Source organism: Pantoea sp. WEP, assembly GCF_041678305.1.
Taxonomy (GTDB): Bacteria; Pseudomonadota; Gammaproteobacteria; order Enterobacterales; family Enterobacteriaceae; genus Pantoea; species Pantoea dispersa.
The window spans coordinates 79,324-96,033 of sequence record NZ_JBGNXB010000001.1 but is presented as its reverse complement, the minus strand read 5'-3'; the positions used below and the strand labels follow the sequence as shown (position 1 = coordinate 96,033).

The following is a 16,710-nucleotide window of genomic DNA, read 5'->3' as shown; positions in this document are numbered from 1 at the left end:
GTTGCAGCGCGAACGTCCATGACGTTATTATCGGCACCCATTGATTAACTATTAATCGATTCTTTCAAACGTCAAGCGACTGACCGCTTTTTCCTCATGCTTAGGGAGTGATGCAATGCAGCGATGTGGCTGGGTAACACAGGATGCGCTTTATCTGGCGTACCACGACACGGAATGGGGCGTGCCGCAGACCGATAAGCGCGCCTTATTTGAGATGCTGTGTCTGGAGGGGCAACAGGCTGGCCTGTCATGGATCACCGTGCTGAAAAAGCGCGAGAACTATCGCCAGGCGTTTCATGATTTTGATCCGCAGGCGGTGGCGCTGATGGATGAGGCCGATCTGCTGCGCCTGCTGCAGAACAGCGGTTTGATCCGCCATCGCGGCAAGCTGGAAGCCATCATCAATAATGCCAAAGCACTGCTGGCGCTGGAGGCCACCGGCGAAGACTTTTCCCGCTTTATCTGGTCATTTGTCGATAACCAGCCGATTTTGCACCGTTACGCGGATTATAAACTGGCGCCTACCACCTCCGAACCGGCCATTGCGCTGTCTAAGGCGCTTAAGAAGCGTGGTTTTAAATTCGTCGGGCCTACAACCTGCCACTCTTTTTTACAGGCCTGCGGGCTGATCAACGATCATCAAACCAGCTGTTTCTGCCATCCCGATAATCTTTAAGGCAAAAGTTTACAAATTAAGACTGCGCCTCACGAATTTCCCCATCATTGAACGGCATAATAGTGCCGTTTTGGGGCGTTTTCCCCGTTTCCGTATGAGGGACTTTTTCATGAAAAAGCGTGTACTGGCGCTGGCCTTGTTAATGAGCGGCAGCGTGGCGCTGTCGGGTTGTACCACCAATCCTTATACCGGCGAATCGCAGGCCGGGAAATCGGGCATCGGCGCGGGTCTGGGCGCGGTGCTGGGCGCTGGCGTGGGCGTGCTCTCTTCGTCGAAGAAAGATCGCGGTAAAGGTGCGCTGATTGGCGCAGCGTCCGGTGCGGCACTGGGCGGCGGCGTCGGCTATTACATGGATGTGCAGGAAGCCAAACTGCGCGACAAGATGCGCGGCACCGGCGTCAGCGTAACGCGTCAGGGCGATAACATCGTACTGAACATGCCGAACAACGTGACTTTTGACTCCAGCAGCGCCAACCTGAAACCGGCCGGCGCAAATACGCTGACTGGCGTGGCGATGGTGCTGAAAGAGTATCCGAAAACCGCCGTCAACGTGGTCGGCTTTACCGACAGCACCGGCACACGCGCACTGAACATGCGCCTGTCGCAGCAGCGAGCAGAAAGCGTTGCCAGCGCGCTGATCGTGCAGGGCGTGGCGCAGAACCGCCTGCGCACCCAGGGCATGGGCCCGGATAACCCGGTCGCCAGCAACAGCACCGAAGCCGGTAAAGCCCAAAACCGTCGCGTCGAAATCACCCTGAGTCCGCTGGGCTAAGGCACAGGCCGGTCTGCCGCTGCAGGCCGGCTTTTGACGCGCTTTTACGCGCTTATTGACGCGCAAAGCAGCAGATAACGCGTAAACGTCGCCGGACGATAGAGCCAGCGATGACTTTATGCTAGCGTGATCAAAATTTGATCAGTGGAAAGCCATCATGTCACTCAAAGCTATCGCCTCCGCCCTTGGCCTCTCTGTGACCACCGTGAGCCGCGCGCTGAATGGGTTTGATGATGTCGCCGCTGCTACCCGCAAACGCATCGAAGAGGAAGCTGACCGGCGCGGTTATCGCCCGAATGCTGCCGCGCGCCGCCTTAAGACCGGCCGTGCCAATGCGGTTGGGCTGGTGTTTCCGGTTAGCAATGCCTCACTCAACGACAGCTACTACAGTGAAATGCTGTTGACGCTCGATCAGCGCCTTGCCCTGCACGAGATCGATCTGCTGTTGCTCCCCGACAAACCGCAGGATCAGCAGCGCAATTTGCTGCGTATGCTGCGCAGCGGCGTGCTGGACGCACTGATAGTCACCCATACCACGCCGCAGGATGTGCGATTGCAGCGCCTGCAGCAGAAGGGTTTTCGCTTTCTTACGCTGGGGCGCAGTCAGCTGCCGCAGCCTTACGCCTGGTTTGATTATGATAACCATGCCGGAACGCTACTGGCGGCGCAGCACTGCCAGCAGCAGGGCTATACGCGCATCGCTTATCTCGGCGGTAACGAGCCCAGCACCTACATTCTTGACCGCCGGCAGGGGTTTATCGACGCGCTGCCCGCCACGCCCTGCGCGCAGCAGGCTGGCTGGATGGCCGCGCTGCCGCCCTCGCGCCGCGCGGGCTATCAGCAAACCCGTGCCTGGCTGGCGCACGTTATCCAGCCTGACGCCATCATTATCGACTGCAGCCCGCTCGGCGAAGGCGCAGCGATTGCCCTGCAGCAGGCCGGGCGTCTGAGCGGCGCGCAGGCGATTCCCCTGTACGTGTACGATGGTTTGCCGCACGACTCCATTATCACGCAACCGGTCAACGCGATTCTGCAATCATCACAGCAGCGGATTGGCGAACGCGTCGCCGAAATGGTGCTGCAGCTGCTGGAGGGCGCGCCGCCCGCGCAGTTACAGACGCTGTGGCAGCCAATGCTGCGCCTCACTTCTGACGCACAGTGATTGCGCGGGTGCCGCGCTGTGATAGTCTTCGCCTGATGCAATTAATCAGGTGTATGTGATGAAAACCAGGCCGCCACGAGCCACAATCAGTGACGTTGCCCGCACGGCAAAAACCGGTAAAACCAGCGTTTCCCGCTATCTGAATGGCGAAGTACATCTGCTTTCGCCGGATCTGAAAGCCCGTATCGAACAGGCGATTGCCGACCTCAACTACCGCCCCAGCCAGATGGCGCGCGGACTCAAACGCGGCCGCACCCGGCTGATAGGCCTGATCATTGCCGATATCACCAATCCCTACTCGGTGGATGTGCTGAGCGGCATTGAAGCCGCCTGCCGCGCGCGCGGCTTCACGCTGCTGATGTGTAATACCAACAACGAAGTTGACCTCGAACAGCACTACCTGCAGCTGCTCAGCAGCTATCAGGTGGAAGGCATTGTGGTGAATGCGGTCGGGATGCATGAAGAGGTGCTCAACCGTCTGCAGCAGTCGATGCTGCCGATGGTGCTGATTGACCGCAAAATTCCCGACTTCGCCTGCGACGTGGTCGGGCTCAACAACCCGGAGGCCGCCCGCATCGCCACCCGGCATCTGCTGGATAACGGCTATGAAGCGCTGCTGTTTCTCAGTGAACCGCTCGGCAGCGTCAATACCCGCCGCGAACGTCTCGCCGCCTTCTTTGACACCATCAGCAGCGCGCCACAGGTGGTGGCGGAGAATGCCGAAGTGGTGTTGCATCAGCCGGCGCAGCTGGAACAGGTGCTGCAGGCGTTTCATCAGCGCCATCCGGGCAAACGCTGCGCGGTGATGGCGGCCAACGGTGCGCTGACGCTACAGGTGGCGCGGGCGTTACAGCGCCTGACGCTGCGCTGGGGCGAGAGCATTGGCCTGCTGGGCTTCGACGAACTGGAGTGGGCGGCGCTGGCTGGCGTCGGTATCACCACGCTGAAGCAGCCCACCTGGCAGATCGGCTATGCCGCGCTGGAGCAGGTGATCGCGCGTATCGAAGGCAGCGAACAGCCGATTCGCGAGCAGGTTTTCTCCGGCGAACTGATTGTGCGCGGCTCCAGCCAGCCGCTGCGCTAATCCCGCTTTTCACGGCTCACTTCGTGAGCAGGATCATAATTCCGCACTCTGCTACTTTCCTTTGGAACCGGTTCCATTAAGCTTTTTACAGCACATTAACGTGCTGTCCGGCGCATAACGGTGCGGCGGGCAGTACAGCGAGACAGGCTGGAGGAAAGATGTCGAAAGCGGAAATTATTGTGGTCACGGCCGCCTACGGCGCGCACAAGGTGGCAGAACTGGGCGGCCAGGCAGCGCTGCTGCCGCTGATTAAAGCGGCCGGTGCCGATGGCGTCGAGATCCGCCGCGAGCTGTTCAGCGACGACGAATTGTGCCAGCTGCATACGCTTAGCGACGCGCTGCGTCAGCATCAGCTCAGCGTCAGCTATTCAGTGCCGGAAGCGCTGTGGCAGGCGGACGGTGCGCTCAATCCACGTCTGGCGCAGTTCCTGCAGGAGGCTGAGTTGCTGGGCGCTCAGCGCCTCAAGCTGGCACTGGGTCACTATGTCTCGCTGGCCGATCGCCAGCTGGTCGAGGTGCTGGCCGGCTCGCGCGTCACGCTGGTCATCGAAAACGATCAGACGCCGGACAGTAAGCTGACGCCGATGCTGCACTTCTTCCATCACGCCTGCGATGCCGCGCTGCCGCTGGATATGACTTTCGACATGGGCAACTGGCGCTGGACCGGCGAAGACGCCCTGCAGGCAGCGGCGCAGCTCAGTCGCTACGTGAGCTACATTCATGTTAAGGCGGCGGTGCCGCTCGGTGACAGCTTCCGCGCCATTGCGCTGGATGACGCCGACGACAGCTGGCGCACGCTGTTGCAGGCGCTGCCGGCCGATGCACCGCGCGGTATTGAGTTCCCATTAGCCGGCGCAGATTTACTGGCGGTGACCCGCCACTACGTCGATCTGCTGCGCGCGGTGTAAGGAGTTGAGCATGACACACACCTCTCAGCTGGATGTCGTCACCATTGGTGAAGCGATGGCGATGTTTATCGCCGGGCAAACCGGCGATCTCGCCGCAGCCGATCAGTTCACGAAGCGCATTGCCGGTGCCGAACTTAACGTGGCGATTGGTCTGGCGCGCCTCGGTTTGCAGGTGGGCTGGGTCAGCCGCGTCGGCGACGACAGCTTCGGCCGTTTTACCCTGCAGCAGCTGGCGAAAGAGCATGTCGACCACCGCTGCGTGACCATTGATAACCGCTATCGCACCGGTTTTCAGCTCAAAGCGCGCGTGGACGACGGCTCCGATCCGGAAGTGGAGTATTTCCGTAAAGGCTCCGCCGCCAGCCACCTGTCACCGGATGATTTCGACGAAAGCTATTTCGGCAGCGCGCGCCATCTGCATCTGAGCGGCGTAGCCGCCGCGCTTTCCGATAGCTCGCTGGCACTGGCTAAACACGCGGCAAAAGAGATGCGCGCCCGCGGCAAAACCATCTCCTTTGATCCTAATCTGCGTCCGGTGCTGTGGCGCAGTGAAGAAGAGATGCGTAAGCAGCTGAATTTGCTGGCAGAATATGCCGACTGGGTGCTGCCAGGTGAAAAAGAGGGGCTGATTCTGACCGGCTACCGTCAGCCTGAAGCGATCGCGGATTTCTACCTCGATAAAGGCGTGCGGGCGGTGGTGATCAAAACCGGCAGCGACGGCGCCTGGTATAAAACCGCCGCGGGCGAACAGGGCCAGATTGCGCCGATCCACGTGGAGAATGTGGTGGATACCGTCGGCGCGGGCGATGGCTTTGCAGTCGGGCTGATCAGCGCGCTGCTGGAAGGGAAATCGCTGCCGCAGGCGATTCTGCGCGGTAACAAAATTGGTTCGCTGGCGATTCAGGTTGCCGGCGACAGCGAAGGTCTGCCGACGCGCGCAGCGCTCGGCGATTATTAAAACCAGGTCGCCATCAATGGCGACCCAACGTAGGGTGCGCATTCATGCGCACCGAAAAAAACTGTCTCTACACCCTAATTTCGAGACGCATCCACAGAATGCGCCCGCCTCAACCAGAGGAGTCACCCATGAAATCGCAGACAATCGCGCCAAAACGCTGGTGGTATATCATGCCCATCGTGTTTATCACCTACAGTCTGGCGTATCTGGACCGGGCGAACTTTAGCTTCGCCTCTGCCGCAGGGATAAATGAGGATCTCGGTATCACCAAAGGCATGTCATCGCTGCTCGGTGCCCTGTTCTTCCTTGGCTACTTCTTCTTTCAGATCCCCGGCGCGGTCTATGCCGAGCGCCGCAGCGTAAAAAAACTGATTTTCTGGTGTCTGATTCTGTGGGGCGGCTGCGCCTCGCTGACCGGTATCGTCAGCAATATTCCGATGCTGGCCGCCATCCGCTTTGTCCTCGGCGTGGTGGAAGCGGCGGTGATGCCGGCGATGCTGATCTACATCAGCAACTGGTTTACCAAATCCGAGCGCTCCCGCGCGAATACCTTCCTGATCCTCGGCAACCCGGTGACGGTGCTGTGGATGTCGGTGGTGTCCGGCTACCTGATTAACTCCTTTGGCTGGCGCGAGATGTTCATCATCGAGGGCTTCCCGGCGGTGATCTGGGCAATTGCCTGGTGGTTTATGGTGCAGGATAAACCGGCCCAGGCCAAATGGATGAGCGACGAAGAGAAAGCGGCGCTGCAGGCACAGCTGCAGAAGGAGCAGGAGAACATTAAAGCGGTGCGCAACTACAGCGAAGCCTTCCGCAACCGCAACGTTATCCTGCTGTGCCTGCAATATTTTGCCTGGAGCATCGGCGTGTACGGTTTCGTGCTGTGGCTGCCGTCGATTCTGCGTAACGGCACGCAGATGGGCATGGTCGAAGCGGGCTGGCTGTCGGCGGTACCGTATCTGGTGGCGACCATCGCCATGCTGGTAGTGTCGTGGGCGTCGGACAAGACGCAAAACCGTAAGCTGTTTGTCTGGCCGCTGCTGCTGATTGGCGCACTGGCGTTCCTCGGCTCGTGGATGGTGGGCTCCAGCAACTTCTGGCTGTCGTATGCGCTGTTGGTGATTGCCGGCGGGGCAATGTACGCCCCGTATGGCCCGTTCTTCGCCATCATTCCGGAGATGCTGCCGCGCAATGTTTCCGGCGGTGCCATGGCGCTGATTAACAGTATGGGCGCACTGGGTTCCTTCATCGGTTCATGGATCGTAGGCTATCTTAATGGGGCGACCGGCAGTCCTGCCGCCTCCTATGTCTTTATGGGTGCTGCGCTACTGGCGTCGGTGTGGCTGACGCTGATTGTTAAACCGGCGGCCAACAAAACGCCGCCGCCGATTCACGGGGCGAAGCACGCCTGAAAGCGTAAGCGATGACTTTTCCGGGCGACTCAGGTCGCCCGTCACACGTTCTACAGGGAGCAAATAATGAAACCTGCTGTGATTCTGTACAAGAGCCTGCCCGATGACCTGCGTGCCAAGCTGGACCAGCACTTCAGCGTCACGGAAGTGAAAGATGTCTCGCCGGAGACGGTGAAACAGCATGCGGCGCAGTTCGCCGCAGCGCAGGGTCTGCTGGGCTCCGGCGGCAAAGTGAATGATGAGCTGCTGGCCAGCATGCCGGCGCTGCGTGCCTGTTCTACCGTCTCCGTCGGCTATGACAACTTTGACGTTGATGCGCTCAACCAGCGCAACGTTCTGCTGATGCACACGCCCACCGTACTGACCGAAACCGTGGCCGATACCATGATGGCGCTGGTGCTGAGCACCGCGCGTCGCGTCACCGAGCTGGATAAATGGGTCAAAGCCGGTGAGTGGAAAAAGAGTATCGACGCTGAGCACTTCGGTATTGACGTACACCACAAGACGCTGGGCATTCTCGGCATGGGCCGTATTGGTCTGGCACTGGCGCAGCGCGCGCACTTTGGCTTTGGTATGAACATTCTGTATAACGCCCGCCGCCAGCATGAAGAGGCGGAAACCCGCTTTGGCGCGCGCGCCTGCGATCTGGAAACGCTGCTGAAAGAGAGCGATTTTGTCTGCATCAGCCTGCCGCTGACCGAGCAGACGCACCATATGATCGGTGCGGAACAGCTGAAACTGATGAAGCCGAGCGCGATTCTGATCAACGCCGGACGCGGTCCGGTGGTCGATGAGCAGGCGCTGACCGCCGCACTGAAAGACGGCACCATTCACGCCGCCGGACTGGATGTGTTTGAAGTCGAGCCGGTGCCGGCCGATGCGGAAATCCTCACGCTGCCGAACGTGGTCGCACTGCCGCACATCGGCTCCGCCACGCATGAAACGCGCTACGGCATGGCGCGCGATGCGGTCGACAACCTGATCGCCGCACTGAGCGGTAAAGTGGAGAAAAACTGCGTTAACCCGCAGGTCCAGGCTTGATCGCACGGCTTTAGCCATTGCGCCTGCCGGTTGCGGGCGCTATGGTGGTCTTCCCCCTGATAACAATGTTTTTACCTCCTATGGCTTTTTCTCAGTTCGGCGACAAATTTACGCAACATTCCGGCATCTCTCGTCTGATGGAAGATATGGGCGAAGGGCTGCGCACGCCTGGCACGATCATGCTGGGCGGCGGTAATCCGGCGCAGATTCCGGCCATCAATGATTATTTCAGTCAGCTGCTGCTGCAGATGCATCAGGACGGCAAGCTGAACGAAGCGTTGTGCAACTACGACGGCCCGCGCGGCAAAGCGCTGCTGCTGGAGGCGCTGGCTACGCTACTGCGCGAGGAGCTCGGCTGGCCGGTGACGCCACAAAATATCGCGCTCACCAACGGCAGCCAGAGCGCGTTCTTTTACCTGTTTAATCTGTTCGCCGGCCGCCGCGCCGACGGCAGCAAAAAGCGCGTGCTGTTCCCGCTGGCGCCGGAATACCTCGGCTATGCCGATGCCGGGCTGGAGGAAGATCTGTTCATCTCCGCCAAACCCAACATTGAACTGCTGCCGGAAGGCCAGTTCAAATACCACGTCGATTTCGACCATCTGCCGCTGAATGATGAGACTGGCCTGATTTGCGTGTCGCGTCCGACCAATCCAACCGGCAACGTCATCACCGATGACGAACTGCTGCAGCTGGATGCGCTGGCACAGCAGCACGGCGTCCCGCTGCTAATCGATAACGCCTACGGCGTACCGCTCCCCGGCATCATCTTCAGTGAGGCACGTCCGCTGTGGAACCCCAACACCATTCTGTGCATGAGCCTGTCGAAGCTGGGCCTGCCGGGCGCACGTTGCGGGATTATCGTTGCCGATGAGAGCACGATCGGTGCCATTGGCAATATGAATGGCATTATCAGCCTGGCGCCAGGCAGCATCGGTCCGGCGATTGCTACTGAGATGATTGTGCGTGGCGATCTGCTGCGCCTGTCGCAGGAAGTGATTAAACCGTTCTATCAGGCCAAGGTTAGCGAAACTATCGCGATTATTCGCCGCTATATTAGCGAAGATCGCTGCCTGATCCACAAACCGGAAGGCGCTATCTTCCTGTGGCTGTGGTTCCGCGACCTGCCGATCAGCACCGAAGCGCTGTATCAGCGTCTGAAAGCGCGCGGCGTGCTGATGGTGCCGGGCCACTTCTTCTTCCCGGGGCTGGAGCAGGCCTGGCCGCACACCCATCAGTGCATGCGCATGAATTACGTACCGGACAGCGACAAGATTGAGCGTGCGGTACAGATTCTGGCGGAAGAGCTGGATAACGCCTGGAATGCTTAATCCGCGCTTAACGACAGCTGGCACCACTGCGCCAGCTGCTGAATTGCCTGTTCGACTTCGGCATTCCAGCCAAAACCGGCGTTGAGCCGGAAGCAGTGATCGTAGCGGTGATCGGTGGCAAAGATGTGCCCGGGCGCGATGCCGATGCCCGCGTTGCGCGCCTTGAGAAACAGTGCGCGCACGTTCAGCGCCTGTTGCGGCATCTCCACCCACAGCACGTAACCGCCCTCCGGATCCGACACACGCGTGCCCGCCGGGAAGTAGCGCAGCACCGCCTGGCGCATATGGTGGATCTGATTTTTCAGCTCGCGCCGCAGCTTGCGCAGGTGCGCATCGTAACCGCCGCTGCGCAGCAGTTCGGCAATCGCCGCCTGCGACAGCACCGACGTGCCCATGCTGGTGGTGTACTTCAGCGAGGCGATTTTGCGCATGTACTTGGTGCTGTGCACCCAGCCAATACGAATGCCAGGCGCCACGGTTTTGGAGAAGCCGCTGCACAGGATGGCATTCGGGCTGAAGGCGCGCATCGGAAACGGCCGGCGCTCACCGAAAGCCGTATCGCCAAAGATATCGTCCTCAATGATCACCACATCATTCTCATCGGCCTGGCGCGCGATATACGCCTTGTGCTCGTTGGGAATGCTTTTGCCCAGCGGATTATTGATGTTGTTGATGGTGAGATAGGCCTGCACCGCTTTACGCCGGAACAGCCCGGTGAGTTTCGCGACGTTAACGTAACCCTCCGGCCCGGCTTCCACTTCAATGACGCGCAGGTTGAGGTTGTGCAGCATCTGTAGCAGCACGAAGTAGCACGGCGACTCCACCGCCACGATATCGCCAGGCCGCGTGGTGGCGCGCAGCGCCAGCGAAATCGCCTCAATGCAGCCGTTAGTGACCAGGATGTCATCGGCGCTGATATTGCAGCCATAATCCACCGCGCGCCGGGCAATTTCCGCCTTGAGCGGCGCATAGCCGGTGCCTTTCACCGTATTACCGAGCAGCGCCGGTTTGCTGTAACCCATCTGCCGCATCAGCAGGCCAATTTTTTTCACCGGATAGAGCGAGATGTCGCCGTTGGCCAGATCGAGCCGCACGCGGCAGTCCGATCCCAGCATCGCCAGGTGCAGTTCGGTTTGCTCATCCAGCGGCGCCACTTCGCGCGGCTGCTCGCTGAATACCGCCGGCACTTTTTTCTCTGTGGGACGCGGTGCGACAAAAAAGCCGGACTTCGGCCGCGCCACCGCGTAGTGCTCATCCTCCAGCGTGCGTAATGTTTTCAGCGCAGTGGTCATGCTGACGCGATACTGCGTCGCCAGCGTGCGCACCGACGGCAAACGGCTGTCGGGCGGCAGCGATCCGCTGTGAATGGCCTGTTTTATCTGCTCAGCGATCTGACGGTAACGACTGCTCTGACTCTCCTGTTCCTGCGTTTCACCCGCCATCTGTTCCACCCCATATCGTGCTGATCTGTGCGTATTCATCAGATTACATTCAAAGTACTTTAGGCTGCATCTGTTAATTCAGCTTCACGCAGCACCTTCGTGGCCCGTTTTCCAGCCCGTTGTCGCCCGCACGGCAGCGGCGATTTTATTAGCCAAAGGATGAAGTGAAAAATGAATAATCTGTCCGCGATGATGAGTGAAATTGAAGAATACCTGACGCCCGCGATTCTCGATTCCGCCCAGCACTGTGCTCAGCGCCTGCTCGCCGCCCTGCCCGATCCCGACCATCCCGAACGTAACCGCGTGCTGCTGGCCTATGGCGGCGGCAAAGACAGCAGCTATATGGTGGCCTACGTACGTTACATTCAGGGGTTAATCTGGCAACAGCGCAACAGCACGTTTCAGCTGCGCATCAGCACTAACCGCCATGCCGCCATGAACGACAGCGTGATGGAAAACATCGACCGCGTCTATCGTGCGCTGCGTATCCATGACGACGCGTTCACCGAGTGCCTGGTGACCGACGGGCTGCAGATTCGTCCCTTCGATCGCCATTTGCCGATGCCGCAGAAGCGTGCGTCAGCAGAACCGCGACGATGTGCTGATGAATGGTCACCGCTTCCGTGCCGACGCGCGCTCCACCTTCTGCAACGCCTGCAACCTGAGCATGGTGAATTCGTTTGGCCTGGCGGCGCACTACGATGGCGGCGTCGATGTGATCATCACCGGCGATTCGCCGCAGGAGCAGACCGCTTACCTTGCGTGGGCGCGCCACCTGTCAAAACTGTTTGATGCGCCGATGGCCGATAAGTCGCGCGGCTTCAGCGGCTTTCTGCACACGCTGGACGGCGTGGCGGCGCGTTACTTCGCCGACATTTACGGCGCTGACCAGGTCACGCCGGCACATCGCATTACCTGGCAGCTGGCGCGCGACCCGCTGTTCTTCAACATCTATCAGGACACCGCTTATGAGGCCGGCGCGCACTGGGCGCTGCTGACCGAGTTCATGCATTTCCGCTTCGACGAGCTGATGTTCAGCTTCTCCGAGTCGGACTGCGGCAACCCGACGTTAATGGCACATATTCGCGGTCTGCGTGCGGAGACGCTGTTGCAGCGCAGCTACGCCGAAGGCATTCGCGAATATGTGCGCTTTGCGCTCGGCCTGATGGTGCAGAAGGACTTTCCACCGCAGCTGATCGATGAGATGGCCGCGCGCTATCAGGATGATGCCGCGATTGCCCGCGCACGCCAGCGCGCCGCGCAGTTCGCACTCGACGCTTTCGGCCTCAGTGAAACCCAGCTGGTATGCATGATCTATTCACCGTTTATCGCCGCCGGCCAGCAGCTTAAAGCCTGGCTGTTGCAGCTGCCGGCCGCGCCGGAAGAAGCCGCGGTGCGCGCCTTGCTGAGCGGAGAGAGCGAGGATGTGGCGCTGGCGCAGCAGCTCACGCAGCTGTCTGGCCTCAGCGTGGCACAGATGCGGCACTGCTGGCGCAGCGCGGCGGTAAGTTCGCTGCTGGACGGCGCGCGCGGCGATGCGCTGTCGCGCGTGTTGCGTTTCGACCCGCACAAAGCGGTGATTCAGGTTAACAACGGTGCGTTACAGGACATCGTTACTGAAGTGATTTCCGGGCGTTAACCCGGTAAGGCGACGCGATGAGAAAGATTTTTCTGCAGATTGGCGCCACGCGCGACGGGCAAAATCCCTACTGCGCGGTGGCAAAACGCGAAGGCTATTTTACCGTACTGGCCGAAATGGGGGATTTTGTCGACTATCAATCGCTCAGCATCGCCCTGCCGTTCGATCTGATTGTGCGTCTCGATCGCCCGGAAAATCCGTGGGATGTCCTCAATGCCTGTCTGCACGCCGGTCTGCTGGAGCATCCACAGGTGGTGCTGGCCGGTTTTGAGGCTTACAACGCCAGCGCTGGCCGGGTGCGTGAACTGCTGGCCGGCCCGGATGCCGGTCCGGGTTTTATCCCGCCGGATAAATATGCTCAGCGCATGGCGCTGCGCAAAGCCTGGCCGCGTTTTCCGCAGCCGGAGTTTCGCTTTTTTGCCTCACCGCTCAGCATTGGCGATGCGCGGGATGCGCTGCTCTACCCCTGTGTGATCAAACCGGTCGACGGCGGCGGCGGGCTGGGCATCTGGCTGGTGGAAGAGGCCAGCCAGCTGGATGCGGTGATTGCCCGGCTGCTCGACACCATGAACTATGGCGGACGCGGCTTTACCGGCTTTATCGTCGAAAGCTGGCTGGCCGGTGACGAATATTCGCTGCAGGGCGTGGTGGAGAATGGACACGCGGTGGCGCTGACCTGCTGCCAGAAGGTGATTGAGCAGCATACCGAGGCCGACGGCTGTATCAGCTTTTACGAATCCGGCCATGTGGCGATGGCGGCGCAGCAGCTGCCCGCCGCCTTCACCAGCCTGATGAGTTTCTGCTGTGAAACCTTCGGCTACCGGCGCGGCGCTTTCCACATTGATTTCATTATGGTGAACGGCGAGCCGCACTTTCTCGAAATGGGCTTTCGCCTGTCCGGCATGGGCGTGGTGAACCTGGTGGAAGAGGTCACCGGCATCAACTGGGCCGAGGTGGCCTTTCAGGTTGAAGCCGGACGCGGCCTGCCTGAACTGCACTTCGCTTCACCCTCACAGGCCGTCGGCCGGCTGCGGTTGCGCCAGCGGCTGCAGTATGACGCCGCCGAGCGCTGGATTGCCGAGCACCAGCGCGGCCAGCTGTTGCCACCGCTCAACTTACCGGCGCTGGAGGTCTCGCCGCGCTCATCGCTGTACGCCGATCTGACGCGCCACGCCGGGATTCTCGCTACGCTGCGTCTGCCTGCCACCAGCCGCGACGAAATTCTGGCGGTGTTTCACGCCCTTCTTGCTGTTCCCGCTTTGACCTCACGGAGAGATTTACTATGTGCAGAATGATTCTGGCACACGGCCAGTTTGACGCCGCTGCGGTACTGGACGCCGCACGCGCCATGAGCTGCGGTGAAACCGCCGCGCACGATGGCCCGATTAAACAACATCCCAACGGCTGGGGCTGTCTGTGGCTGGAGCACGGTCAGATCCGTACGCTGCATGGCAGCGGCACCTTTGCCGAAGCACTACCAGGCATTGACGTCACGCGCATACAGCACAGCCGCTTTCTGGCGGTGCACGTGCGTCACGCCACGCTCAGCAAAAACCAGGGCATTGCGTTCTCCCATCCGCTGCGGCGCACCAGCGGCACCACCCAGTGGTACATGATGCACAACGGCTTTTTGCCGACCGTCTATGCGCAGCTTGGCATGGCGCAGTCGCGCTTTGATTCCGCTGAATATCTGGAATATATCGTCGACCGCGTCACGCCCACCGATTTCACCCGCGACTATCTGCGCGAAAAAATGGCCCGGGTGGCGCCGGGTGGCAGCGCGGCAAACGCCATTTTCGTCACCCGCGAGAAGGCCTGGGCGTGGCAATGGCATCCTGATGACACGCCTTACCCCGACTATTTCACCCTGCATCGTTGTCAGCAGAACAACAGCACCTTTATCTCCTCTGAACCTGTTTCAACACTGGGCACGGCGTCAGCATGGCACCGTATGAGCAACCATGAACTTCATGAAATTCCATTTGGAGAGTGAACCCATGGCCATTTTCAATCAGATTCGCGTCATTAACCCCAACATGTTCGTCGAAAGCACCTGGCTGGATGACATCGTCACCGCGCGCGTGCCGCTGCTGGTGCTGCGCAATTTCCTCACGCCAGAGGTGCGCAACGCGGTGGTGGCTGATCTCCAGCAGTGCCGCGAGCAGGTACGGGTTTCTCACTATCCAAATGGCGCGCTGACCACGCTCGGCCCGTATCTGGCGAAGCACACCGCCGCGCCGGAAAACTATTTCACCGAACTGCGCGACATCCAGCCGGCGCTGCCGGCCTCGCTGCACGCCCTGCGCGCGCAGATTTACCACTGGGTGCAGCATGCGCTGCGCCTTGAGAGTCTGCAAACCGCCACCGAACCGGCACTGGGTGATTACGCCGGCTCGATTGTGCGTTTCCACGCTGACGGCGTCGCTAATCCGCTGCATAACGACAACATCGTGCGCGATGCCGCTGGCAGCGGTCTGGCGGTGACGCACATTCTGCATCAGCTGAGCTGCGTCGTGTGCCTGCAGGAGTGCAACGCCGGCGGCGCGCTGCGCATCTTCAATAAGAAATGGCAGCCGGAAGACGAGCGCTTTAAAACGCCCGGCGAGCTGGGCTACCAGAGCGGCGTCATCGCCGGCAGCGAGACTTGCGAATTCGCGCCGCGCAGTGGCGATATCTATCTGTTTAATCCCGCGTTTTATCATGAAATCGATCGCGTTGAGGGCGACACGCGCATCACCATGGGCTTTTTCTTTGGCCTGACCGACAAAAAAATGAAGCACGCCATTGCCTGGAGTTAATCCCGGCCTTAGACGAGGAAGACAGTATGACAACCTATGACAAAGTGATCGCGCTGCTGGATACGCAGCAGGCCCGCTACCGCGTGGTGGAGCATGAGGCCATCGGCCAGACCGAGGTGATCAGCGCCATCCGCGGAAACGATCTCCAGCAGGCAGCCAAAGCGATGGTGCTGGAAGTCACCATGCCGGACGGCGCCGCGCCGCGCTATCTGCTGGCGATCGTACCCGGCGACTGCAAAATCAACTTCAAACACGCCGCGCGTGCCATTGGCGGTAAGAAGTCGACGTTTGCCACCCCTGAGCAGGCACAAGCGCTGACGCAGTGTGTGATGGGCGCGGTGCCGCCGTTTAGTTTTGATGACCGACTGGCGCTGCGCGTGGATACGCGGCTGCGTGATGTCGGGACGCTGTGGTTTAACGCCGGCGCGCTGGACCGCTCGGTAGCGTTGGATGTGGATGATTATTTTCGACTGATCGGCGACGACTGCGGTGCAGAGATCGCCACACCGGTGACGGCAACCGCCTGATTGCCGCGCTGAGGAATGCGTATGTCCGTGAAAGATATGTTGTTAGCCCTGTGCGTCGTGGTGGCGTGGGGCGTAAATTTTGTGGTGATTAAGCTGGGTTTGCAGGGCATGCCGCCCTTTTTGCTGGCGGGACTGCGTTTTACGCTGGTGGCGTTTCCGGCGATCTTTTTCGTGCGTCGTCCGGCAATTCCGCTGCGCTGGCTGGTGGTGTATGGCATGACCATCAGCTTTGGTCAGTTCGCGTTTCTGTTCCTCGCCATCAAGCTTGGCATGCCAGCCGGGCTGGCTTCGCTGGTGCTGCAGGCGCAGGCATTTTTCACCCTGCTGCTCGGCGCGCTGCTGCTGGCCGAGAAGCTGCGCTGGAACCACATCGCCGGCATTCTGGTCGCCACGCTCGGCATGTTTATGCTGGCAACCGCCGGTATGGAGGGCCAGACAACCGCGGGCATCACGCTGACCACCATGATGCTGACGCTGGCGGCAGCGCTGTCGTGGGGGCTGGGCAATATCACTAACAAGATTATCCTGCGCAACCGCAAGGTGCCGGTGATGTCGCTGGTGGTGTGGAGCGCGCTGGTACCGATTGCGCCGTTCTTTGCCTGTTCGTGGTGGTTCGAGGGCGAATCCGCCATTGTCACCAGCCTGCTGGATATTTCGCTGCAGACGGTGCTGGCGCTACTCTATCTGGCGTTTTTCGCCACCATCATTGGCTACGCCATCTGGGGCAATCTGCTCAGCCGCTACGAAACCTGGCGCGTGGCGCCGCTGTCGCTGCTGGTGCCGGTGGTCGGCATTCTCAGCGCCGCGCTGATCCTCGGTGAAACTCTGTCGGCACAGGAGATTCTCGGCGCGTCGGTGATCATTCTCGGGCTGCTGGTGAATGTGTTTGGCGGTATGGTGAGCCAGCGCCTGCTGGTACGTACCTGATGATGCAGCCATAAAAAAACGCCGCGTTGCAGCGGC

The 16,710-nt window shown here is 60.2% G+C and carries 15 protein-coding genes and 1 pseudogene; 15 read left to right on the top strand and 1 reads right to left on the bottom strand.

All coding sequences use genetic code 11. The features are described 5' to 3' along the window. Positions 1 to 115: 115 nt before the first annotated feature. The 9 genes from ABVR31_RS00455 to ABVR31_RS00415 all read left to right on the top strand — a co-directional run bounded on the left by ABVR31_RS00455 (position 116) and on the right by ABVR31_RS00415 (position 9,341). A complete protein-coding gene (locus tag ABVR31_RS00455; protein ID WP_058781878.1) occupies positions 116 to 676 on the top strand; it encodes a DNA-3-methyladenine glycosylase I in 561 nt (186 codons plus the stop codon). 109 nt (positions 677 to 785) lie between these two features. Beyond that, a complete protein-coding gene (locus ABVR31_RS00450; protein ID WP_021506888.1) occupies positions 786 to 1,448 on the top strand; it encodes an OmpA family lipoprotein in 663 nt (220 codons plus the stop codon). Between the two features lie 157 nt (positions 1,449 to 1,605). Further along, the gene (locus tag ABVR31_RS00445) at positions 1,606 to 2,610 is read left to right on the top strand and encodes a LacI family DNA-binding transcriptional regulator (RefSeq protein WP_325925669.1); all 1,005 of its coding nucleotides are present in this window, start codon (positions 1,606 to 1,608) and stop codon (positions 2,608 to 2,610) included. Between the two features lie 58 nt (positions 2,611 to 2,668). Further along, positions 2,669 to 3,694, top strand: coding sequence for a LacI family DNA-binding transcriptional regulator (locus ABVR31_RS00440; RefSeq protein ID WP_058770743.1), 1,026 nt, complete (start codon positions 2,669 to 2,671; stop codon positions 3,692 to 3,694). A gap of 158 nt (positions 3,695 to 3,852) precedes the next feature. Next, the gene (locus ABVR31_RS00435) at positions 3,853 to 4,602 is read left to right on the top strand and encodes a sugar phosphate isomerase/epimerase family protein (protein WP_372771689.1); all 750 of its coding nucleotides are present in this window, start codon (positions 3,853 to 3,855) and stop codon (positions 4,600 to 4,602) included. Between the two features lie 10 nt (positions 4,603 to 4,612). Next, positions 4,613 to 5,560: a sugar kinase gene (locus tag ABVR31_RS00430; protein ID WP_058758183.1), complete on the top strand. Its 948-nt coding sequence runs from the start codon at positions 4,613 to 4,615 to the stop codon at positions 5,558 to 5,560. A gap of 128 nt (positions 5,561 to 5,688) precedes the next feature. Next, positions 5,689 to 6,972 carry an MFS transporter gene (locus ABVR31_RS00425; protein WP_021506893.1) on the top strand — a complete coding sequence of 428 codons (1,284 nt, stop codon included), beginning with the start codon at positions 5,689 to 5,691 and terminating at the stop codon, positions 6,970 to 6,972. A 66-nt stretch (positions 6,973 to 7,038) separates the two neighbouring features. Next, positions 7,039 to 8,013 (top strand): glyoxylate/hydroxypyruvate reductase GhrB, encoded by a 975-nt coding sequence (gene ghrB, locus ABVR31_RS00420; RefSeq protein ID WP_058758185.1) that lies wholly within the window; start codon positions 7,039 to 7,041, stop codon positions 8,011 to 8,013. A gap of 80 nt (positions 8,014 to 8,093) precedes the next feature. Further along, positions 8,094 to 9,341, top strand: coding sequence for a valine--pyruvate transaminase (locus tag ABVR31_RS00415; RefSeq protein WP_372771688.1), 1,248 nt, complete (start codon positions 8,094 to 8,096; stop codon positions 9,339 to 9,341). Here ABVR31_RS00415 and ABVR31_RS00410 read toward each other — a convergent pair. Beyond that, on the bottom strand, positions 9,338 to 10,783 hold the full coding sequence (locus tag ABVR31_RS00410) for a PLP-dependent aminotransferase family protein (protein WP_058775612.1): 1,446 nt from the start codon (positions 10,781 to 10,783) through the stop codon (positions 9,338 to 9,340). The genes ABVR31_RS00415 and ABVR31_RS00410 overlap by 4 nt on opposite strands. A gap of 171 nt (positions 10,784 to 10,954) precedes the next feature. On the opposite strand from ABVR31_RS00410, the pseudogene ABVR31_RS00405 reads away from it, so the two are divergent. The 6 genes and pseudogenes from ABVR31_RS00405 to ABVR31_RS00380 all read left to right on the top strand — a co-directional run bounded on the left by ABVR31_RS00405 (position 10,955) and on the right by ABVR31_RS00380 (position 16,674). Continuing rightward, positions 10,955 to 12,422: pseudogene (locus ABVR31_RS00405) on the top strand (hypothetical protein). Positions 12,423 to 12,439: 17 nt separating this feature from the next. Beyond that, complete coding sequence (locus tag ABVR31_RS00400) at positions 12,440 to 13,717, top strand: acetyl-CoA carboxylase biotin carboxylase subunit family protein (protein WP_372771687.1); 1,278 nt, start codon at positions 12,440 to 12,442, stop codon at positions 13,715 to 13,717. Next, positions 13,705 to 14,415, top strand: a complete 711-nt coding sequence (locus tag ABVR31_RS00395) for a class II glutamine amidotransferase (protein WP_141496830.1) — start codon at positions 13,705 to 13,707, stop codon at positions 14,413 to 14,415. Before ABVR31_RS00400 ends, ABVR31_RS00395 begins: the two co-directional genes overlap by 13 nt. Before the next feature lie 4 nt (positions 14,416 to 14,419). Then, positions 14,420 to 15,220: a hypothetical protein gene (locus tag ABVR31_RS00390; RefSeq protein WP_159377278.1), complete on the top strand. Its 801-nt coding sequence runs from the start codon at positions 14,420 to 14,422 to the stop codon at positions 15,218 to 15,220. 26 nt (positions 15,221 to 15,246) lie between these two features. Further along, positions 15,247 to 15,747: a YbaK/EbsC family protein gene (locus tag ABVR31_RS00385; protein WP_372771686.1), complete on the top strand. Its 501-nt coding sequence runs from the start codon at positions 15,247 to 15,249 to the stop codon at positions 15,745 to 15,747. Positions 15,748 to 15,768: 21 nt separating this feature from the next. Beyond that, positions 15,769 to 16,674: an EamA family transporter gene (locus tag ABVR31_RS00380; protein ID WP_021506902.1), complete on the top strand. Its 906-nt coding sequence runs from the start codon at positions 15,769 to 15,771 to the stop codon at positions 16,672 to 16,674. Positions 16,675 to 16,710 lie beyond the last annotated feature (36 nt).